Genomic DNA, 20205 nt, shown 5'->3' with positions numbered 1-20205 from the left:
TCAGCGGCCACCGCCGGTGAGCCAGAGGGTAAGCATGATCAGCGCGATGGCGATGGCCTGCAGGAGAAGGCGAAGCTGCATCAGCTTGTTGGACCGGTTGGCATCCTGCCCCTTCAGCATGTTGAAGAGGCCGCGTATCAGCACGATGACGACGAGGCCCATGACGATAAGGGCCAGAACGGTGGTGAAGCCGGACATGCGGTATTACTCCTCCTCAATCGAATCTGCGCAGCAGACGATAGAAAAGTCCGGCAGGCAAGAGCCGTTTCAGGATAAGCCCCTGTTTGGCTGGCACCGTGACGGGATAATGCGGCTTCGGTTTTGCCGCCGTCAGGGCGTGTTTCAGCACGGCATAAACCGCATCGGGGCCAAGCTTGTGACGGTTGACGGGACCGGAGCCATCCATGCGCGCCAGCTGGCGTTTATATTCCGCCGCATGGGCCGAATTTTCGAGATCGATATGCTCGTTGATATGGGCAAGCGCCGTCGCGGTGAATTTCGAGGTGATGGGACCGGGTTCGATCAGGCTCACATGGATGCCGCTGCCCTGAAGCTCCATCCGCAAGGTGACGCCCAGCCCCTCAAGCGCGAATTTCGAAGCGGTGTAAGCGCCGCGATAACGATAGGGCACGGGGCCGAGAAGGGAGGAGCAATGCACGACGCGGCCGGCGCCCCGGGCGCGCATGAAGGGAATGACCCGCCGTGTCAGATCGTGCCAGCCGAAGACATTGGTTTCGAACTGGGCTCTCAGCGCTTCGACAGGCAGGTCCTCCACCGCGCCCGGCTGGCCATAAGCGCCATTGTTGAAAAGCGCATCGATGCGGCCGCCGGTTCGGGCGGCGACGGTATCCACCAGCGCGGCGATGGTTTCGGGCTTGGTGTAATCCATGATCAGGGTTTCGATGCCCTGATTTTCAAGTGCGGCCATGTCGGCGATGCGGCGCACGGTGGCGAAAACCCGCCAGCCGTCCCGGTGGAGCGCGCCGGCGCAATAAGCGCCAATGCCCGAGGAACATCCGGTAATGATGATGACGGGCTTTTCAGACATCTGCCGCTCCGGGAAACCGACTATTGCTCTGGCCCGTTTGACCGGCCCATGGAAAACGCATTGCGCAAAATCCTTCTCAGTGACGGAACCGAAAGCCGGGCTTGCGCGCTGTACAAAGCGAAGCTGATTTCCCATATTCGGGACGAAGTTACAAATGAAATGCCGATGAATGGAGGTGACATGGTTGCCGCAGTGCGCCTGGCAGGCAAGGTTGCCTTCGATGCCTATTCCCATTTCGCCGAGGATGACGGCTGGGCGATGGCGAGCCATATGGCGCTTTCCATCCTGCTGGCGCTGTTCCCCTTTCTGATCTTCGGTACGGCGCTTGCCGGTTTTCTCGGCGCTGACCAGTTTTCCGAAACGGCGGTGCATCTGATTTTCGACACCTGGCCTGAGGCGATTGCCGGGCCGCTGGCGGCGCAGGTGCAGCAGGTGCTGACCATTCCGCGCGGCGGGCTGCTGACGATTTCGGTGCTGGCCGCCGCCTATTTTGCCTCCAATGGCGTCGAGGCGCTCCGAATTTCACTCAACCGCGCCTATCGTGTCACCGAAACGCGATGGTGGTATGTCACCCGCCTGCTCAGCCTGCTTTATGTGCTGATCGCCGTGGTCGTCTTTGCCGGCATCAGTATCGTCCTTGTTGCCGTGCCGGTCGCCACCTCTTTTGCCGAGCAGCGGTTCCCGTGGCTGACGGATGTGCTGAACACCATCTCCAGCCTTGGTCTTTACGGCACCATCGTGGTTCTGACGGCGGGGCTGGTGGCCGCGCATCTTTGGCTGCCCGCCGGCAAGCGCCGTATCTGGGATGTCTGGCCGGGCATTCTCTTGACGATGATCTTCTGGGTCATCGGCGCGGCGATCTTTGCCTATTATCTCTCCACCTTTGCCAATTATGCCGCCACCTATGCCGGTCTTGCCTCCGTCATGGTGGTTCTGGTGTTTCTTTATATGGTCGGCGTCATCTTCATGCTCGGTGCGGAGGTCAATGCCGCGCTCATGAAATACAAGGTGCGGCAGATCATCCGCCGCAATATCGGCGGCAGCGGCGCGCGCCGGGAGCGGGCGCTAGAGGAGACCGACAAGCCGGCGGATATCTGACGGCGTCACCCCTTCCGCCCGCAGGGCGGAAAGGCCGGTACTGCCTTCGCTTTTCGAAAGCTTTCGCCCGTCTGCGCCCAAAATAAGCCGGTGATGATGATAGTTGGGTTGCGGCAGGTCCAGCAGGTGCTGCAGCAGCCGGTGGATGGCGGTTGCGTGGAAGAGATCCATGCCGCGCACCACATGGGTGATGCCCTGCAGCGCATCATCAACCACAACGGAGAGATGATAACTTGAAGGCGCGTCGGAACGCGACAGCACCACATCGCCCCAGAGCGCGGGAAGGGCCTCGATCCGCCGGGGCCCGCCGTCGCCGCTCTCCTGCCAGTACAGGGGGATGCCGGCGGCGCAGATCGCCTTTTCCATATCGAGCCGCCAGGCGTGCGGACGGCCGGAGGCGAGCAGCGCCTCCCGCTCAGCCTTTGGCCTCTCCCGATCTAAGGCCGGGTAAAGTGGCGCACCATCAGGATCGCGTGGCCAGAGCCTTCCTTCTGCCTCAAAAGTGCGAACGATGGCCTTTGTTTCCCCACGGCTGAGAAAAGCCGGATAGGCGAGGCCCGCGTCGATCAGCCTGTCCAGCGCCGCGCGATACTCATCGAAATGTTCCGATTGCCGCCGCACCGGTTCTTCCCAGGAAAGTCCCAGCCAGCCGAGATCATCATGGATCGCCTGCTCCAGCTCCGGCGTGCAGCGCGTCTGGTCGATATCCTCGATGCGCAGCAGAAAGCGGCCGCCATTGTCCTGCGCCATGTCATGGTTCAGGAAGGCGGAAAGCGCGTGGCCGAGATGCAGCAGGCCGTTGGGGCTTGGCGCAAAGCGGTAAACCGGTTTTTGACGGAAAGGCGAAGGCATGGTTTCTTCTGCCATGTTTTAAAGCGCCCCACCAGCCGGCTGGCGGCATATGGAATGACGGATATGAAAATCATTACCGGGATGGATGACATCAGCGAAGGGCTGGAGCATCTTGCCCACCTCGATCCGGCTCTCAGCCTCATTATCGAAAAAGCCGGTCCGCTGGAGCTGCGCATTCACGAGCCCGGCTTTGCCGGCCTTGCCCATATCGTCGTGTCGCAGATGGTGTCGCGCGCCAGCGCCAACGCCATATGGGCGCGTATCCTTACCGGCACCGGCGGCGTGGTCACGGCGGAAAATTATCTCGGCGCACCCGAGGAATTGCGCGCTGGCTTCGGCCTTTCCCGGGCCAAGGCGACGACGCTGGAAGGGCTGGCGCGCGCCGTCACGGAAGGGCAGATCGATCTTGATGGCGTGGTGCGCAAGGAAGCCGCTGCCGCCCTTTCCGAACTGGTTGCGCTTCGTGGTATCGGCCCGTGGACGGCGGAGGTCTATCTGATGTTCTGCGGCGGGCATCCGGATATTTTCCCGGTCGGCGATGTGGCGCTGAGATCGGCGGTGGCTCACGCGCTTGATCTGGAGGTGAGGCCGGAAGCGAAATGGCTGGCGGAGCGTGCGGCACTCTGGTCGCCTTGGCGCTCCGTGGCCGCGCGGCTTTTCTGGGGCTACTACGCCAATATCATGCGGCGCGCCATGGTGCCTTTACCCTGATACTCCCGCGGCGCTAGAAGTCGGCGATCCTGTAGGGCAGGGCTCCGCGCGAAAGATGATCGAAATGCAGCTTGCGTTTCAACGGCGGCACGGCGCGCTGCACGCAGTCCACCCTTTCGCAGACCCGACAGGAAATGCCGATCGGCTTGAAGGAGGCCGCATTGCCGAGATCGAGCGTATCGGCATAAACGAAATTCTGTGCATGGGAAATTTCGCAGCCAAGCGCGATGGCGTAACGTGGTCTTTCCGTATTGAAACCCGCGCCAGCTTTCTCGATTTGCGTGGCGATGGAAAGATAGCGCACACCGTCAGGCGTTTCCGCCAGCTGCCGCACGATCCTGTCGGAGCTTTCGAAAGCCTGATGGATATTCCAAAGCGGACAGGCCGCTCCGAAACGGGCAAATTGCAGCCGCGTGGCGCTGTGGCGTTTGGTAATGTTGCCGGCGCGGTCGATCTTGGCGAAAAAGATCGGCACGCCCTTCATGCCCGGGCGCTGCAAGGTGCTCAGCCTGTGGGCAACCTGCTCAAGGCTCGCGCCGAAGCGCACGGCGAGAAGCTCCAGATCGTGACGCAGTTCCTGAGCCGCCCGATGAAATCGGCCATAGGGCAGGATGAGGGCTGCGGCGAAATAATTATGCAATCCGATACGACAGATTTCCGCCGCTTCCACATTGCGGAATCCGGCACCGGCCAGCACTCTGTCCACCGTCGCGCCGGCGTGAAGCTGGGCGATCTGCAATGCAAGCTGAAAACAGCGGGTCGGCGCGGCCATGTAGGAGCTGAGAGCGAGCGTTTTGCCGGTGGGGTCGAAGTGCCGGATCAACCCGCCTGCCGCCTCCGTTCTTGTGATATGGATGCCGTAACGGTTGCGCAGTTGCGCGGCCAGAATGCCGTAGGTCTCGCCGCCTTCTATCTCCAGTTCTTCCGCCAGCTCTTCGGCCAGAAGGTCGATCTCGGCGACGTAATTGTCGACGAAGTGGAAGAAATCGCGCACCTCCTCATAGGGGGTTCTTTCCACCTGCGCGGTTCCGCGGCCCAGCCGGTCATCCAGCTGCACCAGCTGCTCGCTGTTCTGGCGATAGGCCTGATGGGCGCGCAGCAGCGCATGGGCAAAACCCGGCGCGTTCTGGGCGATCAGTTTCAGTTCCTGAAGGCCCGGTTCGTAGTTCATGAAGAGCGGATCTTTCAGTGCCTCACGCACGGCGGAAACCAGCCGGTCGCTTTCGCCCGTCGCCAGTTCCGCCATGTCGAGCTGGAATTTTTCCACCAGCGTCACCAGAACGCTGGCCGAAACCGGGCGTTGATTGTTCTCGATCTGGTTCAGGTAGCTCGCGGAGATGCCCAGCCGCTCGGCAAATTGCGCCTGCGTGGCGCGGGCGTTTTCGCGAAGGCCGCGCACCTTGCGGCCGATGAAGAGTTTTTCCGTCGCCATATTGCAACTTTGCAAAATTAAATATTGCAAATATTTATGGCACGCATACGCGCACGATCAAGGCTTCTGGCAGACTATTTTCTGGGCTATGGATCGTAATGACAACGCATGGAGGAAACATGCCCGGCATTCTGGAGCAGTTGGAAACGCGGCGGGAAGAGGCGCGGCTCGGCGGCGGCGTCAAGCGCATTGAGGCGCAACACGCCAAGGGCAAGCTGACGGCGCGCGAGCGTATCGACGTGCTCTTGGATGAAGGTTCCTTCGAAGAATACGACATGTACGTCACCCACCGGGCGGTGGATTTCGGCATGGCGGACCAGAAGATTGCAGGTGACGGCGTCGTCACCGGCTGGGGCACCATCAATGGCCGGCAGGTCTATGTTTTCTCGCAGGATTTCACCGTGCTCGGCGGTTCGCTGTCGGAAACCCATGCGCAGAAGATCTGCAAGATCATGGATATGGCGGTGCGCAATGGTGCGCCGGTGATCGGGCTGAACGATTCCGGCGGTGCGCGTATCCAGGAGGGTGTGGCCTCGCTCGGCGGTTATGCCGATGTGTTCAAGCGCAATGTCGTCGCCTCCGGCGTCGTGCCGCAGATATCAGTTATCATGGGGCCTTGTGCGGGTGGTGCTGTCTATTCGCCTGCCATGACCGATTTCATCTTCATGGTGCGCGATACCTCCTACATGTTCGTGACCGGGCCGGATGTGGTGAAGACCGTGACGAACGAGATCGTCACAGCGGAAGAGCTTGGCGGGGCCTCCACCCATACGAGAAAATCCTCCGTCGCTGACGGCGCTTATGAAAACGACATCGAGACGCTGGAACATGTGCGGCTGCTGTTCGATTTCCTGCCGCTCAACAACCGCGAAAAACCGCCTGTCCGGCCGTTTCATGACGATCCGGCGCGGCTGGAAGCACGTCTCGATACGCTGATCCCCGACAGTTCCAACAAACCCTACGACATGAAGGAACTGATCCACGCGCTGGCGGATGAGGGAGACTTCTTCGAACTGCAGGAAGCCTTTGCCCGCAACATTATCACCGGCTTCATCCGCCTTGAAGGCCAGACGGTGGGGGTTGTCGCCAACCAGCCGATGGTGCTGGCCGGCTGCCTCGATATCGACGCCTCGCGCAAGGCCGCCCGCTTCGTGCGCTTCTGCGATGCCTTCAACATTCCGCTGCTGACGCTGGTGGATGTGCCGGGCTTCCTGCCGGGTACGGCGCAGGAATATGGCGGCGTCATCAAGCACGGCGCAAAACTTCTCTTCGCCTATTCGGAGGCCACGGTGCCGATGGTGACGCTGATTACGCGCAAGGCCTATGGCGGCGCTTATGACGTGATGGCCTCCAAACATATCGGCGCGGATGTGAACTACGCCTGGCCGACGGCGGAAATCGCTGTCATGGGAGCAAAAGGAGCGGCGGAAATCCTCTATCGTTCCGAGCTTTCCGATCCCGAGAAGATTGCCGCGCGCACGAAAGAATATGAGGAGCGTTTCGCCAATCCCTTCGTGGCGGCGGAACGCGGTTTCATCGATGAGGTCATCATGCCGCATTCCTCACGCCGCCGCATCGCCCGCGCCTTCGCGTCGCTGCGCAACAAGAGCGTCGAAACCCGCTGGAAGAAACACGACACCATTCCGCTCTGATTTGCTGCAGGGCTGGAAAAATGCTTCGGCCACCTTACTATATGGATGTTCAGGCGCCCGGATTTCCGGATGTCCTCCCGAAACGCACAAGGACAGTTTTTCATGGCCGAAAATTCCTCCGCAGATAATTTCCCCGCCGGATATGAAGTGCCCAAGGTCTGGACCTGGGATAAGGGCAATGGCGGCCAGTTCGCCAATATCAACCGTCCAATCGCCGGTCCCACCCATGAAAAGGAACTGCCTGTCGGCAAGCACCCGCTGCAGCTTTATTCGCTGGCGACGCCGAACGGCCAGAAGGTCACCATCATGCTGGAAGAATTGCTGGCTGCCGGCCACAAGGGCGCAGATTATGATGCGTGGCTGATCAAGATCGGTGAAGGCGACCAGTTCGGTTCCGGTTTCGTCGGCGTCAATCCGAATTCCAAGATCCCGGCGCTGATGGATCATTCGACCCCTGAGCCCACGCGTGTTTTCGAAAGCGGCTCCATTCTCGTTTATCTCGCGGAAAAATTCGGCGCCTTCCTGCCGAAGGAGGGCAATGCCCGCACGCAGGCGCTGAACTGGCTGTTCTGGCAGATGGGCTCCGCCCCCTTCCTCGGCGGCGGTTTCGGCCATTTCTACGCCTATGCGCCGGTGAAGATCAAATATGCGATCGACCGTTACGCCATGGAGGTCAAACGCCAGCTCGACGTGCTGGACCGGCACCTCGCCGACAACCGTTATCTCGCCGGTTCGGAATATACGATCGCCGATATGGCCGTCTGGCCGTGGTATGGCAAGATCGCGCTCGGTCAGGCCTATGGCGATGCCGGTGCGTTCCTTGAAGCGGACAGCTATAAGAACGTCATGCGCTGGACGCTCGAAATCGGCGAGCGCCCGGCGGTCAAGCGCGGTGTGATCGTCAACAAAACCTCGGGCGATCCGTCCGAACAATTGCATGAACGCCACGATGCCTCCGACTTCGAAACGAAGACTGAGGACAGGATCGGCAAGGCATAACGAAAAGATTAGAGCGCTAAAAGCGCTCTAACTATTTGAATTGACGCATTTCCGGACGTAAAAGCGATTCCGCTTTTACTGGAAATGTTCTGGAAGGACTAAAGATGGCGAACCTGCCCGAAATGACCAAACACAAGGGATTTCCCTCCGGCATGCCGAGCACGGGCGTCCAGTTCACCATCCGTCGCGCCAACCCCAAAGGGGTAACACCGATCAAGATGATACCCCGCCGGGCGCGCAACGACACCAAGGAGCATCGCATCGATGCCGCCTTCCTGCACTCGCTCTGGCACCATTTTGGTGCCGAGCCCTTCGAGCGCGGCAATCTCGACGCCGCCCGCCTCAACCTGCTTTTCGGCCGTGAGGTCATACCTGCGGAAAAGAATTTCGATCCGCTTTCCTATCAGGCGATGCTGGTGATTGACGAGCGCGTTGCCCGGCAGAATTTCCCGGAATCATTCGAGAATTTTTTCGAGATCTGAGGGCAGGCGACGGCATTTTTCCTGAGGGGGAGGAGGAACATGATTGTCGACATACTCCATATGGACCTGCAATGGCTGCGACGCTGGGTGAGGCAAGGTCGCGGCGGTAACGCGGGCAGAGCATCGGGCAGTCGTGATCCAAAGCCAAAGATGACGCCGGAAGCTGCCCGGCTCGATCACCGGCAGATGCTGCGTTTCATGGCGTTCAATGCGGCGGTCGGCGTGCTGATCGGCGTCTGCGTCGGTGCAGCGCTGATTTTTCTCGACATTGGCGGTTTGGGCGCGCGCATCGGTCGCGCCGCAAATCCGGTTGTGCCGGTATTGCTGGTGGTCGTGCCCATCGCGTCCCTGTTCGGCGCGGCGGCCACCGCCTCGGCGATCCTGATGATGCCCTATGAAAAGAAATTCCGCGACGATGATGACGATGCGAGGGGAGAATAACCGCATGATCAAGAAAATCCTCATCGCCAATCGTGGCGAGATCGCCTGCCGTGTGATCAAGACCGCGAAGAAGATGGGCATCGCCACTGTCGCGGTCTATTCGGATGCGGATGCCAATGCGCTGCATGTGAGACAAGCGGATGAAGCCGTTCATATCGGCCCGGCTCCCTCGTCGCAGTCCTATATCGTCATTGACAAGATTCTCGAGGCAATCGCGAAGACCGGGGCAGATGCTGTCCATCCCGGTTACGGCTTCCTGTCGGAAAATGCTGCCTTCGCTGAGGCTCTGGAAAAGGCGGGTGTCGCCTTCATCGGCCCGCCTGTTGGCGCCATCAAGGCCATGGGCGACAAGATCACCTCGAAGAAATTGGCCGCAAAAGCGGGCGTTTCCACCGTCCCCGGCCATATGGGGCTGATCGAGGATGCGGATGAGGCGGTAAGGATCGCCTCCCAGATCGGTTATCCGGTCATGATCAAGGCGTCCGCCGGCGGCGGCGGCAAGGGCATGCGCATCGCCTTCAACGATACCGAGGCGCGCGAGGGGTTTCAGTCCTCGAAAAACGAGGCGAAATCCTCCTTTGGTGACGACCGCATCTTCATCGAGAAATTCGTCACCCAGCCGCGCCACATCGAAATTCAGGTGCTGGGCGACAAGCACGGCACCATCCTCTATCTCGGTGAGCGCGAATGCTCGATCCAGCGCCGCAACCAGAAGGTCATCGAAGAAGCGCCGTCACCCTTTCTGGATGAAGCGACCCGCAAGGCCATGGGCGAGCAGGCCGTGGCGCTGGCAAGGGCGGTCGGTTACCATTCGGCCGGCACGGTGGAATTCATCGTCGATGGCGAGAGGAATTTCTACTTTCTGGAAATGAACACTCGCCTGCAGGTGGAACATCCGGTGACGGAGCTTGTTACCGGCATCGATCTGGTCGAGCAGATGATCCGTGTGGCATCAGGTGAAAGGCTTTCCTTCGCACAGGCGGATGTGAAACTGAATGGCTGGGCGATTGAAAGCCGGCTTTATGCCGAAGACCCCTATCGCAACTTCCTGCCTTCCATTGGCCGGCTGACGCGCTATCGACCACCGCGGGAAGGTGCGCAGGAGAACGGAACGGTCATCCGCAACGATACCGGCGTCTTCGAAGGCGGCGAAATCTCGATGTATTACGATCCGATGATCGCCAAACTGTGCAGCTGGGGCCAGGATCGCGAAACGGCCATCGACGCCATGGGGCAGGCGCTTGACCGTTTCGAGGTGGAGGGCATCGGCCACAATCTGCCCTTCCTGTCGGCCGTCATGCAGCATGAGCGGTTCCGGGCCGGAAGGCTCACGACGGGCTTTATCGCGGAAGAATTTCCGGAAGGGTTTTCCGGCGTCGAGCCGGATGAAGCCGCGGCGCGTAAGCTTTCCACCATTGCCGCCATCATCAACCAGCGCGTACAGAACCGCGCGGTCGAAATTTCCGGCACCATCGGTAATCACCGCCGCATTGTCGGCCATGACTGGGTGGTTTCATTTGGCGCATTGCACCAAAGGGTCAGCGTTGAAACCGGTCCGGATGGCACGGTGGTCCGCTTTGAGGACGGGGCGGCTTTGGCCATCGATACCGGCTGGCTTCCGGGCCAGAGTCTGGGTCTGTTCACGGTGGCGGGCGAAGTTATCGCCGCCAAGGTTGATCTTGCCGGCGCGGCGGTTCGCCTGCGCTGGGGCGGCATGGATATTCTTGCCCGCGTGCGCAGCCCGCGCGTGGCGGAACTGGCGCTGCTGATGCCGGAAAAACTGCCGCCGGATACATCGAAACTGCTGCTCTGCCCCATGCCTGGTGTCATCACCGGTATTTCGGTGGGCGAAGGCGACGAGGTGGAGGCCGGGCAGGCGCTGGCGACGGTGGAGGCCATGAAGATGGAAAACATCCTGCGCGCGGAAAAACGCGGTCGGGTTGCCAGGGTGGCGGCAAAACCGGGCGACAGCCTCGCGGTGGACGAAGTCATTCTCGAATTCGAGTGATAGCCGCTGCCGTTTTCCGGAACGGATGCGGGCCGGAGCGGTTTACGGGGTCGGGCCTGCGGGCGGCCGTTCGATTTTCGTCACGATCACCGGCCACAGTGCTAGAATGAAATGCAGAAGGGGAGAGATGCATGTCGGGTGAAAAAACGGTGCGGGCTTGGCTTCACCTTGCCGAAAAAGAGCTAAAGCGCTCACCGGACATACTCGTCTGGCACACGCCTGAGGGCATCGAGGTCAAGCCGCTCTATACGGCTGACGATCTGCAGAAGATTTCTCATCTTGATAGCCTGCCGGGCTTTGCGCCTTTCACGCGCGGCCCGCGCGCCACCATGTATGCCGGGCGGCCCTGGACCATCCGCCAATATGCCGGTTTTTCCACGGCCGAAGCCTCGAATGCCTTTTACCGCAAGGCGCTCGCCGCCGGCCAGCAGGGTGTTTCCGTGGCTTTCGACCTCGCCACCCATCGCGGTTATGACAGCGATCACCCGCGCGTGGAGGGCGATGTCGGTAAGGCTGGTGTGGCGATCGACAGCGTCGAGGACATGAAAATCCTGTTCGACGGCATCCCGCTCGAAAAAGTCTCGGTGTCCATGACCATGAACGGCGCGGTCATTCCCGTGCTCGCCAGTTTCATCGTGGCGGGCGAAGAACAGGGCGTTCCCCGCGCCGCCCTTTCCGGCACCATCCAGAACGACATCCTCAAGGAGTTCATGGTCCGCAACACCTATATCTATCCGCCCGAACCCTCGATGCGGATCATTGCCGACATCATCGAATATACGGCGAAGGAGATGCCGAAATTCAACTCCATCTCCATTTCCGGTTACCACATGCAGGAGGCGGGCGCGACGCTGGTGCAGGAGCTTGCTTTCACGCTGGCGGATGGCCGCGAATATGTGCGCGCGGCGCTGGCCAAGGGGCTGAATGTCGATGATTTCGCCGGGCGCCTGTCGTTCTTTTTCGCCATCGGCATGAATTTCTTCATGGAGGCGGCGAAGCTGCGCGCCGCGCGCCTGCTCTGGTCACGCATCATGGAAGAATTCAAACCGCAGAAGGCCTCGTCGCTGATGCTACGCACCCATTGCCAGACTTCTGGCGTCTCGCTGCAGGAGCAGGACCCCTATAACAACATCGTCCGCACCGCGTTTGAGGCCATGTCCGCCGTGCTTGGCGGCACGCAGTCGCTACACACCAATTCCTTCGATGAGGCGATTGCCCTGCCGACAGAGTTTTCCGCCCGCATCGCCCGCAATACCCAGCTTATCCTCCAGCATGAAACAGGCGTTACCAAGGTCGTCGATCCCCTGGCCGGTTCCTATTATGTCGAGAGCCTGACCGATGAACTGGCTGAGAAAGCCTGGGCATTGATCGAGGAGGTGGAGGCGCTTGGCGGCATGACCAGGGCGGTGGCGGAAGGCCTGCCGAAACGGCTGATCGAAGAGGCGGCAACGCGCCGCCAGGCGGCGGTGGACAAGGGCGAGGAGGTCATCGTCGGCGTCAACCGTTACCGTCTCGAAAACGAGGAAGATATCGATGTTCTCGATATCGACAATGCCGCCGTTCGCGTCGCGCAAATCCGCCGCATTGAGGAGACGCGCCGTCGCCGCGATGGCAAGGACGTGACCTCCGCCTTGGCAGCACTTTCCGAGATCGCCCGCAGCGGCAAGGGCAATATTCTCGAAGCTGCGGTTGTCGCCGCCCGCGCCCGCGCCACAGTGGGAGAGATTTCCGATGCACTGCGTGCGGTCTTCGGTGACCATGCCGCCGTGCCGGAGGGGGGGAGTGATATCTACGGCGAGGCCTATAAGGATGAGCCGGAACTCGCCACGCTCGCCGCCCGCCTCTCCGGTGTTGCCGAACGGATCGGCACCAAACCGCGCATCATGGTCGCCAAGCTCGGGCAGGATGGGCATGATCGCGGCGCGAAGGTCATTGCTTCGGCCTTTGGCGATATCGGTTTTGATGTGCTGGCCGGCCCCTTGTTCCAGACTCCCGTTGAAGCGGCGGATCTCGCCGTTCAGAACAGGGTTCATGTGGTCGGCATGTCGTCGCTCGCCGCCGGTCATAAGACGCTTGCGCCGCAGCTGGTCGAGGCGCTGAAACAGAAGGGTGCGGAAGACATCATCGTCGTGGTCGGCGGCGTCATCCCGCGGCAGGATTACCAGTTCCTGCTCGACCACGGGGTTTCGGCGATCTTCGGACCCGGCACCAATGTCATGGACGCGGCCAACAAGGTTCTCGACCTGCTCGAAGGCGTCAGGCGGAACGTGTGAGGGGAAGATGGCCATGTTCGGAAGATTGAATCACGTCGCCATCGCGGTGCCCGATCTCGAAGCCGCCATTGCCCGATACAGGGCGCTTGGCGCAGATGTCTCCGAGCCGCAATCCCTGCCTGAACACGGCGTGACGGTGGTTTTCATTCAGGCTGAGAATACCAAGATCGAACTCCTTCACCCCCTCGGAGAAAATTCGCCGATTGCCGCCTTTCTCGAAAGAAATCCGGGCGGCGGGACGCACCATCTCTGTTTTGAGGTGCCGGATATTGACGCGGCTCGTGATGATCTCATCAAGAAGGGCGCTCGAATTCTGGGCGATGGCAAGCCGAAGATCGGCGCGCATGGCAATCCTGTTCTTTTCCTGCACCCGAAGGATATGGGCGGCGTGCTCTATGAGCTTGAGCAGGTTTCTCAGACACACGGCTGAAACATAAATCTCCTAGGAGACTGACGTTGTGACGCACCGCTCACGGCGCTTTCATTTGCGTTTATATGGTTCGTTTGTTTTCTTTTGACATTCGTTTCGTTTTCGTTTTTATATAATTGTCTTTCCATAAGGGGTTTCTCCCCTGCATTGTCGCGGAGGCTTCATGTCCGGCGAAAACATTTTTGATCTTTTTGTCATCGGTGGCGGCGTCAATGGCTGCGGCATTGCCCGCGATGCCGTGGGCAGGGGTTATTCCGTGGCGCTTGCGGAAAAGGGCGATTTTGCCTCCGGCACGTCTTCGGCGGCCACCAAACTCATTCATGGCGGCTTGCGTTATCTCGAACATTACGAGTTTCGTTTGGTGCGCGAAGCGCTGATGGAACGCGAGATCCTATGGGCCATGGCGCCGCATGTCATCTGGCCCATGCGTTTCGTTCTGCCCATTCAGAAGGGCGGAGTACGCCCGGCCTGGATGGTCCGGCTCGGCCTGTTTCTTTATGACAATCTCGGCGGCCGCAAACTTTTGCCGGCGACCCGTACGCTCGATCTTCGCAAGGACCCGGCGGGCAAGCCTCTGAAGCCGGCTTTTGCCAGGGCTTTCGAATATTCCGACGGCTGGGTGGATGATGCCCGTTTCGTGGTTCTCAACGCGCGCGATGCGGCGGATCGCGGCGCGACGATCATGAACCGCACGCGGGTCGTTTCCGCACGGCGCGAAGGCGGGCTGTGGCGCATCGAGACGCTGGACGAAAAAACCGGTCGTTCGGCCACGCATAAAGCGCGCATGCTGGTCAACGCTGCCGGTCCCTGGGTGGACACGGTGCTTTCCGGCGTCTTCGGCCGCAAGGATGTTCACAATGTCCGGCTCGTGCAGGGCAGCCATATTATCGTGCGCAAGAAGTTTTCCGATCCGCGCGCCTATTTCTTCCAGAACCCTGATAACCGCATCATCTTCGCCATTCCCTATGAGCGGGATTTCACGCTGATCGGCACCACCGACCGTGACTATAAGGGTGATCCGGCCAAGGTTCGCATTTCCGAGGAAGAGATTTCCTATCTCTGCAACGCGGCGAGCGACTATTTCAGCGAGCCGGTTCGGCCGGAAGACATCGTCTGGACCTATTCCGGCGTGCGGCCGCTCTTTGATGACGGCGCTTCGAAAGCGCAGGAAGCCACACGCGATTACGTGCTGAAGGTTGAAGAGGCCGAAGGCGAGGCTCCACTCCTCAATATTTTCGGCGGCAAGCTCACCACCTATCGGCGGCTGGCGGAACATGCGCTGGAAAAGATCGGCGCGGCGATCGGCGAAAAGGGCAAGCCGTGGACGGCGGGCTCCCACCTGCCGGGCGGCGATTTCGGCGCGGAAAGATATGAGGTGCAGGTTCGGGCGCTCGTCTCCCGATATCCTTTCCTTGATGGACGCCACGCCGAGCGGCTTGTCAGAAATTACGGCACGAAGGCTGCAGAACTGTTGGGCAGCGCCACCGACGTGTCCAGCCTCGGCCGGCATTTTGGCGGCACGCTTTACGAATGCGAAGTGCGCTGGCTGGTTGAGCACGAATGGGCCTTTGCGGCCGAGGACATTCTCTGGCGCCGCACGAAACAGGGCCTGCGCCTGAGCAAGGACGAGGCCGCCGGTCTCGATGAATTCGTGGCCATGCTGACAGGCGGTAAACAAAAGACCGAAGCCGTGGCGGAGCAGGCCTGAGCTTCCGTCAGGTTTTCCGTCAATTCCCTGAACTCCTCAGCGGTCTCTCGGGCCCGTCGGCGCTCAAGATGTAGTCGTCGGCAGCGGAAAGGGCGTGTTCCATATGCCCTTCGAACACCAGCTCCGGCTCGTGAGGGGCGATTGCGATTTTCGGCATGCCGCCGAAACGCACCGCCTGTGACTGTGCAAGTCCATCATGCAGGCCGCTTTCCAGAAGATCGAAATAACGCGTGCCGGGACCGATAATGAAAACCGGCATATGCCCATGCAGGCTGAAGAGGCGTGAAAGGCCGTTACCGAGCGCGAGGCCGGCGGTGCGGAAGGCAAACCGCGCCATTCGGCCCCCGGCGCGAGCCGAAGCGGCGATCTTGTCCACCTCGGCGATCGGCACGAATTTTGCCGGTTCCGCCTGCGGTGGTGCCTCGAAAGCCGACCGCAGGATGGCGTAGAAGCCGGAATAGGCCTCAATGCAGCCCCTGGTGCCGCAACGGCAGAGCGCACCATCGGCCAGATGCAGCATATGACCGAAATTGGGGGCGCTGACTTCGATTGCGCCGCCCGTTGCGCGGGCAATGCCAAGGCCGATGCTGTGGCCGAGCGACAGGGTGACGAGCGCTTCCGGCGCCGGGGTTTCCCTTGCGTGCTCCCGCATCCAAATGGCTTTTGCGGCCAGCAGCGTCTCGTTGTTCAGCGTCACGCGGGTGCGGCCGTCTTGCGAAATAAGCTGCTGGAAATCTATCTTTTCGTTACCGAGGACTGGCGACCACACGAGTACAGCCGTTGCCGCATCCACGAGGCCCTTGCTGCTGATCGAGACCTGAAGAATGTCGTGGCGGTTGATGCGGGAACGGTCCGCAAGTCTCGCAAGGCCCGCCAATATCGAACCTCCGAACGAGCCTTTTTCAGCCGTGATCCTCTGCTCGGTAAAGCGGTCCACCAGCTTGCCGGCATAATCGACGAGCGAATATTGCACGCTGTCGGAGGAGATGATGACGATCGCAACGTAGCAGAAGTCGCCGCTTGGCGCGAAGAGGATACGCGGCCGCCCGCGGCCGGCAGTGGCAAGCTGTTCTTTCCTGAGAATGAGCCCCGCACGTTCGAGTTCCATGGTGATGGCGGAAACGGTTGCGGAGGCAAGCCCGGTGAAAGTCGACATGTCGGTATGGGAAAGACTGCCGTGCAGACGCAGTGCCGCCATCACCGACAGGCTGTTTTTCTGGCGCACCAGTTCCGTGCTTGCAATGGCGGACATGGGCTGGGGCATGCTCCCTGAACGGCTTTTTTCCTGTCGTGCTGATCCCTCTGATGGCGCATGCCGAAAGCAAGATCAAGGCACCCGGATGCTGCCCGCAGCCGTTGTTGACAGCATGGGGAATCTCTGACATTAATTTTCTCGACTGTCGAGAAAATTGTGAAATCACAGAGACCGGCAGCTTTTTCCGGGCGTTTTTCCTGCATGGAGGTGCAGGCTTCGCCCTTACCGGGAGGACATCATGAATTCTTTTGCCAAGCTTTTGGCGGGTCCGGCCGTACTCGTTTCCCTGCATACTGCCGCTATTGCGGCTGATCTCGTCGTTGGCGTTTCCTGGTCGAATTTCCAGGAAGAACGCTGGAAGACGGATGAGGCGGCCATCAAGTCCGCTCTCGACAAGGCCGGCGCGAAGTACATTTCCGCCGATGCGCAGTCGTCCGCCGCAAAGCAGCTGACCGACGTGGAATCGCTGATTTCCCAGGGCGCCAACGCGCTGATCATCCTGGCGCAGGACAGCGACGCGATTGGCCCGGCCGTTGAAAAGGCCGTTGCCGAGGGTATTCCGGTCGTTGGTTACGACCGCCTGATCGAAAACAAGAACGCCTTCTACATTACCTTCGACAACAAGGAAGTCGGTCGTCTTCAGGCTGCCGAAGTCTTCAAGGTGAAGCCGGAAGGCAACTATGTCTTCATCAAGGGCTCGTCCTCCGATCCGAACGCGGACTTCCTGTTCGCCGGCCAGCAGGAAGTGCTGAAGGCCGCCATCGACGGGGGCAAGATCAAGAATGTCGGCGAAGCCTATACCGATGGCTGGAAGCCGGAAAATGCCCAGAAGAACATGGAACAGTTCCTGACCAAGAATAACAACAAGGTCGATGCTGTTGTCGCGTCGAACGACGGCACGGCCGGTGGCGCAATCGCTGCTCTTGCCGCGCAGGGCATGGCGGGCTCGGTTCCCGTGTCCGGTCAGGATGCAGACTTCGCCGCGCTTAACCGCGTCGCACTCGGCACGCAGACGGTATCCGTCTGGAAAGACAGCCGTGAACTCGGCAAGGAAGCGGCCGGTATTGCGCTCGCGCTTGCTGGTGGCAAGAAGATGACGGAAATCAAGGGCGTTACCGCCTTTGATGGCGGCCCGAAGAAGGTCACGATGCAGTCGGTCTTCCTCAAGCCGATCGCCATCACCAAGGACAATCTGAACGTCGTGATCGATGCTGGCTGGATCAAGAAGGAAACGGCCTGCCAGGGTGTGAAGGCCGGATCCGTCAAGGCCTGCAACTGATCGACTATGTCCCGGTTCGGGCGCTGCGCCATGGTTCATGGCGCAGCGCCTTTTAAGATGTGAGGAGCACCGGCAGTTCATGGCCGATATGACCCAATCCAATTCCCCAGCGTCCGCCAAGACGGAAAAGACAGGCTCCATCGCGCGCTTCATCAGCGCAACGGAGCTTGATACCCGCCTGCTCGGCATGGTCGGCGCGCTTCTTCTGATCTGGATCGGATTTCATATCCTGTCCGGCGGCCTGTTCCTGACGCCGCGAAACCTCTGGAACCTTTCCGTGCAGACCGCGTCCGTGGCTGTCATGGCGACCGGTATGGTGCTCGTCATCGTCACCCGCAATATCGACCTGTCGGTCGGGTCGATCCTCGGTTTTTCCGGCATGATCATGGGTGTCACGCAAGCGGAGATCCTGCCGCAGATACTCGGCTTCGAACATTGGGCGACATGGATCGTCACGCTTCTGGTCGGCATTCTCGTCGGCGGCGCCATCGGCATGCTGCAGGGCTCTATCATCGCCTTCCTGAATGTGCCGTCCTTCATCGTCACGCTCGGCGGTCTGCTGGTCTGGCGCGGCGGCACCTGGTTCGTCACCAGCGGTCGCACCGTGGCGCCTATGGATTCCACCTTCCGCCTGATGGGCGGCGGCACCAGCGGCTCGATCGGCGCGACATGGAGCTGGATCGCCGCTATCGTTGCCTGCGTCGCCATCGTTGCGGCAATCCTCAATTCCCGTCACCAGCGCCGCCGTTTCGGCTTTCCACTGCGGCCGGTCTGGGCGGAATATTTCCTGGTGGCACTCGGCTGCTTCGTCGTCATCGGTTTTGTGGCTGTCGTCAACAGCTATCCCTGGCCGATCAACATCGCCCGCAATTATGCCGATGCCAATGGCATCACCTGGCCGGACGGCGGCCTGTTCATTCCGCACGGCATCGCCATTCCGGTGCTGATAGCGCTCGCCGTTGGTGCAGTGATGACCTTCATCGCCACGCGGCTGCGCTTCGGACGTTATGTATTCGCCATCGGCGGTAACCCGGAAGCAGCCGAACTCGCCGGCATCAAGACCCGCTGGGTCACGGTGAAGATATTCACGCTGATGGGTGTTCTGTGCGCCATCGCAGCGGCGATTTCGACAGCCCGCCTCAACGCGGCAACCAACGCCCAGGGTGAACTGGACGAACTTTATACGATCGCGGCGGCGGTCATTGGCGGCACCTCGCTCGCCGGCGGCGTCGGCACCATAGCGGGCGCGATGCTCGGCGCGCTCGTCATGCAATCGCTGCAATCCGGCATGGTGCTGGTGGGCATCGACACGCCCTTCCAGCGCATCGTCGTCGGTGTGGTTCTGGTCGTCGCCGTCTGGCTCGACACCATCTACCGCGCCCGCGCCAAGTAAGAACCGAGGAGAATCCCAATGACGGAACAAGTCACGCCCCTCGTGGAAATGCGCAATATTTCCATTTCCTTCGGCGGTATCCATGCGGTGGAAAACGCCTCAGTCGATCTTTTCCCCGGTGAGGTGGTCGCCCTTCTCGGCCACAATGGCGCGGGCAAATCGACGCTCATCAAGATATTGTCCGGCGCCTACCGGCGGGATGAGGGCGAAATCCTCATCAATGGCGAGGATGCGGATATCCGCAATCCCCGCGACGCCAAGAAATACGGCATTGAAACCATCTACCAGACGCTGGCGGTGGCGGATAATGTCGATGCGGCGGCCAATCTTTATCTCGGCCGCGAGCTGAAGACGAAATGGGGCACGCTTGATGATGTCGCCATGGAGGCTTCGGCCCGCGAGGTGATGGGACGTCTCAACCCCAATTTCCGGCGGTTCAAGGAGCCGGTGAAGGCACTGTCCGGCGGCCAGCGGCAGTCCGTCGCCATCGCCCGCGCCATTCTATTCGATGCCCGCATCCTCATCATGGACGAACCGACGGCGGCGCTCGGGCCGCAGGAAACCGCGCAGGTCGGTGATCTCGTCAAGGAGCTGAAACGGCAGGGCATCGGCATCTTCCTCATCAGCCACGATATCCATGACGTCTTCGACTTGGCGGACAGGGTATTCGTGATGAAGAACGGCAAGGTGGTCGGCCATGCCCGCACGGAAGATGTGACGAAGGACGAGGTTCTCGGCATGATCATTCTGGGCAAGGTGCCGTCTGGCGCTGTTGCGGGCCCGGGCGCGGTCGTCTCCTGATACCTGCCTTTAAATGAAATAAAGATATAAAGATTTCTTTATGTCTATTGACATTGTGACACCCGTAGTGAGAAATGCGGGTGTCATGGTTCTCCGGGCCTGATTATTTCAATCCCGGAGCTAAGAGGGAATCCGGTGCGCCGACGATCGGCAAGACCGGAGCTGCCCCCGCAACTGTAAGCGGCGAGCCTTTGTCCAAGACGTCACTGGGGTGAACTCCGGGAAGACGGACAAAGGCGGCGACCCGTAAGCCAGGAGACCTGCCAGGACAAAATAACGTCCACGGGCGGGGTGTCCCGGTGGTTGCTGCAATGGTTCGGCAAGCCGGACCTGCACGCGTCCG

At 60.4% G+C, this 20205-nt stretch carries 18 protein-coding genes and 1 riboswitch; of the genes, 13 read left to right on the top strand and 5 right to left on the bottom strand.

Annotated features, from left to right (window positions below):
- A complete protein-coding gene (locus tag ASB65_RS18420; RefSeq protein ID WP_004445622.1) occupies positions 1 to 198 on the bottom strand; it encodes a twin transmembrane helix small protein in 198 nt (65 codons plus the stop codon).
- Between the two features lie 16 nt (positions 199 to 214).
- Positions 215 to 1048 (bottom strand): SDR family oxidoreductase, encoded by an 834-nt coding sequence (locus ASB65_RS18415; RefSeq protein ID WP_060724951.1) that lies wholly within the window; start codon positions 1046 to 1048, stop codon positions 215 to 217.
- 180 nt (positions 1049 to 1228) lie between these two features.
- Here ASB65_RS18415 and ASB65_RS18410 point away from each other — a divergent pair, with 180 nt between their 5' ends.
- Positions 1229 to 2146 (top strand): YihY/virulence factor BrkB family protein, encoded by a 918-nt coding sequence (locus tag ASB65_RS18410; protein ID WP_031234460.1) that lies wholly within the window; start codon positions 1229 to 1231, stop codon positions 2144 to 2146.
- Here ASB65_RS18410 and gluQRS read toward each other — a convergent pair.
- Complete coding sequence (gene gluQRS / locus ASB65_RS18405) at positions 2114 to 3013, bottom strand: tRNA glutamyl-Q(34) synthetase GluQRS (protein WP_065695114.1); 900 nt, start codon at positions 3011 to 3013, stop codon at positions 2114 to 2116. The two genes, ASB65_RS18410 and gluQRS, sit on opposite strands and share 33 nt — an antisense overlap.
- A gap of 39 nt (positions 3014 to 3052) precedes the next feature.
- Between gluQRS and ASB65_RS18400 the strand changes: the two genes are divergently transcribed.
- Positions 3053 to 3709, top strand: coding sequence for a DNA-3-methyladenine glycosylase family protein (locus ASB65_RS18400; RefSeq protein WP_162266787.1), 657 nt, complete (start codon positions 3053 to 3055; stop codon positions 3707 to 3709).
- Between the two features lie 13 nt (positions 3710 to 3722).
- Here ASB65_RS18400 and ASB65_RS18395 read toward each other — a convergent pair whose 3' ends face one another.
- Positions 3723 to 5141 (bottom strand): helix-turn-helix domain-containing protein, encoded by a 1419-nt coding sequence (locus ASB65_RS18395; protein WP_060724949.1) that lies wholly within the window; start codon positions 5139 to 5141, stop codon positions 3723 to 3725.
- 119 nt (positions 5142 to 5260) lie between these two features.
- Here ASB65_RS18395 and ASB65_RS18390 point away from each other — a divergent pair, with 119 nt between their 5' ends.
- The 8 genes from ASB65_RS18390 to ASB65_RS18355 all read left to right on the top strand — a co-directional run bounded on the left by ASB65_RS18390 (position 5261) and on the right by ASB65_RS18355 (position 15134).
- Positions 5261 to 6793, top strand: a complete 1533-nt coding sequence (locus tag ASB65_RS18390) for an acyl-CoA carboxylase subunit beta (protein WP_060724948.1) — start codon at positions 5261 to 5263, stop codon at positions 6791 to 6793.
- Positions 6794 to 6895: 102 nt separating this feature from the next.
- Positions 6896 to 7792, top strand: coding sequence for a glutathione-dependent disulfide-bond oxidoreductase (gene yghU, locus ASB65_RS18385; RefSeq protein WP_003509582.1), 897 nt, complete (start codon positions 6896 to 6898; stop codon positions 7790 to 7792).
- Between the two features lie 104 nt (positions 7793 to 7896).
- Positions 7897 to 8274: a hypothetical protein gene (locus ASB65_RS18380; RefSeq protein WP_003509581.1), complete on the top strand. Its 378-nt coding sequence runs from the start codon at positions 7897 to 7899 to the stop codon at positions 8272 to 8274.
- Positions 8275 to 8313: 39 nt separating this feature from the next.
- Positions 8314 to 8715, top strand: coding sequence for a hypothetical protein (locus ASB65_RS18375; protein ID WP_060724947.1), 402 nt, complete (start codon positions 8314 to 8316; stop codon positions 8713 to 8715).
- Between the two features lie 4 nt (positions 8716 to 8719).
- The gene (locus ASB65_RS18370) at positions 8720 to 10723 is read left to right on the top strand and encodes an acetyl-CoA carboxylase biotin carboxylase subunit (protein ID WP_060724946.1); all 2004 of its coding nucleotides are present in this window, start codon (positions 8720 to 8722) and stop codon (positions 10721 to 10723) included.
- 131 nt (positions 10724 to 10854) lie between these two features.
- The gene (gene scpA / locus ASB65_RS18365; RefSeq protein ID WP_060724945.1) at positions 10855 to 12996 is read left to right on the top strand and encodes a methylmalonyl-CoA mutase; all 2142 of its coding nucleotides are present in this window, start codon (positions 10855 to 10857) and stop codon (positions 12994 to 12996) included.
- Positions 12997 to 13009: 13 nt separating this feature from the next.
- Positions 13010 to 13426, top strand: a complete 417-nt coding sequence (gene mce, locus ASB65_RS18360; RefSeq protein WP_060724944.1) for a methylmalonyl-CoA epimerase — start codon at positions 13010 to 13012, stop codon at positions 13424 to 13426.
- A gap of 163 nt (positions 13427 to 13589) precedes the next feature.
- The gene (locus ASB65_RS18355) at positions 13590 to 15134 is read left to right on the top strand and encodes a glycerol-3-phosphate dehydrogenase (RefSeq protein ID WP_060724943.1); all 1545 of its coding nucleotides are present in this window, start codon (positions 13590 to 13592) and stop codon (positions 15132 to 15134) included.
- A 19-nt stretch (positions 15135 to 15153) separates the two neighbouring features.
- Here the strand turns inward: ASB65_RS18355 and ASB65_RS18350 are convergent, their stop codons facing one another.
- The gene (locus tag ASB65_RS18350) at positions 15154 to 16386 is read right to left on the bottom strand and encodes an ROK family transcriptional regulator (RefSeq protein ID WP_060724942.1); all 1233 of its coding nucleotides are present in this window, start codon (positions 16384 to 16386) and stop codon (positions 15154 to 15156) included.
- A gap of 241 nt (positions 16387 to 16627) precedes the next feature.
- Here ASB65_RS18350 and xylF point away from each other — a divergent pair, with 241 nt between their 5' ends.
- The 3 genes from xylF to ASB65_RS18335 all read left to right on the top strand — a co-directional run bounded on the left by xylF (position 16628) and on the right by ASB65_RS18335 (position 19862).
- Entirely contained in the window at positions 16628 to 17668 is a 1041-nt protein-coding gene (gene xylF, locus ASB65_RS18345; RefSeq protein ID WP_060724941.1) for a D-xylose ABC transporter substrate-binding protein, read from the top strand.
- A 79-nt stretch (positions 17669 to 17747) separates the two neighbouring features.
- On the top strand, positions 17748 to 19061 hold the full coding sequence (locus ASB65_RS18340; RefSeq protein WP_020812930.1) for a sugar ABC transporter permease: 1314 nt from the start codon (positions 17748 to 17750) through the stop codon (positions 19059 to 19061).
- 18 nt (positions 19062 to 19079) lie between these two features.
- Positions 19080 to 19862 carry an ATP-binding cassette domain-containing protein gene (locus tag ASB65_RS18335; protein WP_020812931.1) on the top strand — a complete coding sequence of 261 codons (783 nt, stop codon included), beginning with the start codon at positions 19080 to 19082 and terminating at the stop codon, positions 19860 to 19862.
- A 69-nt stretch (positions 19863 to 19931) separates the two neighbouring features.
- Positions 19932 to 20145, top strand: a riboswitch (cobalamin riboswitch).
- The last annotated feature ends 60 nt before the right edge of the window (positions 20146 to 20205 follow it).

Origin of the sequence: Agrobacterium tumefaciens str. B6 (assembly GCF_001541315.1) — a bacterium.
Lineage (GTDB): Bacteria > Pseudomonadota > Alphaproteobacteria > Rhizobiales > Rhizobiaceae > Agrobacterium > Agrobacterium radiobacter.
The sequence above is the reverse complement of the archived record's forward strand: the minus strand, read 5'-3'. Positions and strand labels throughout refer to the sequence as shown.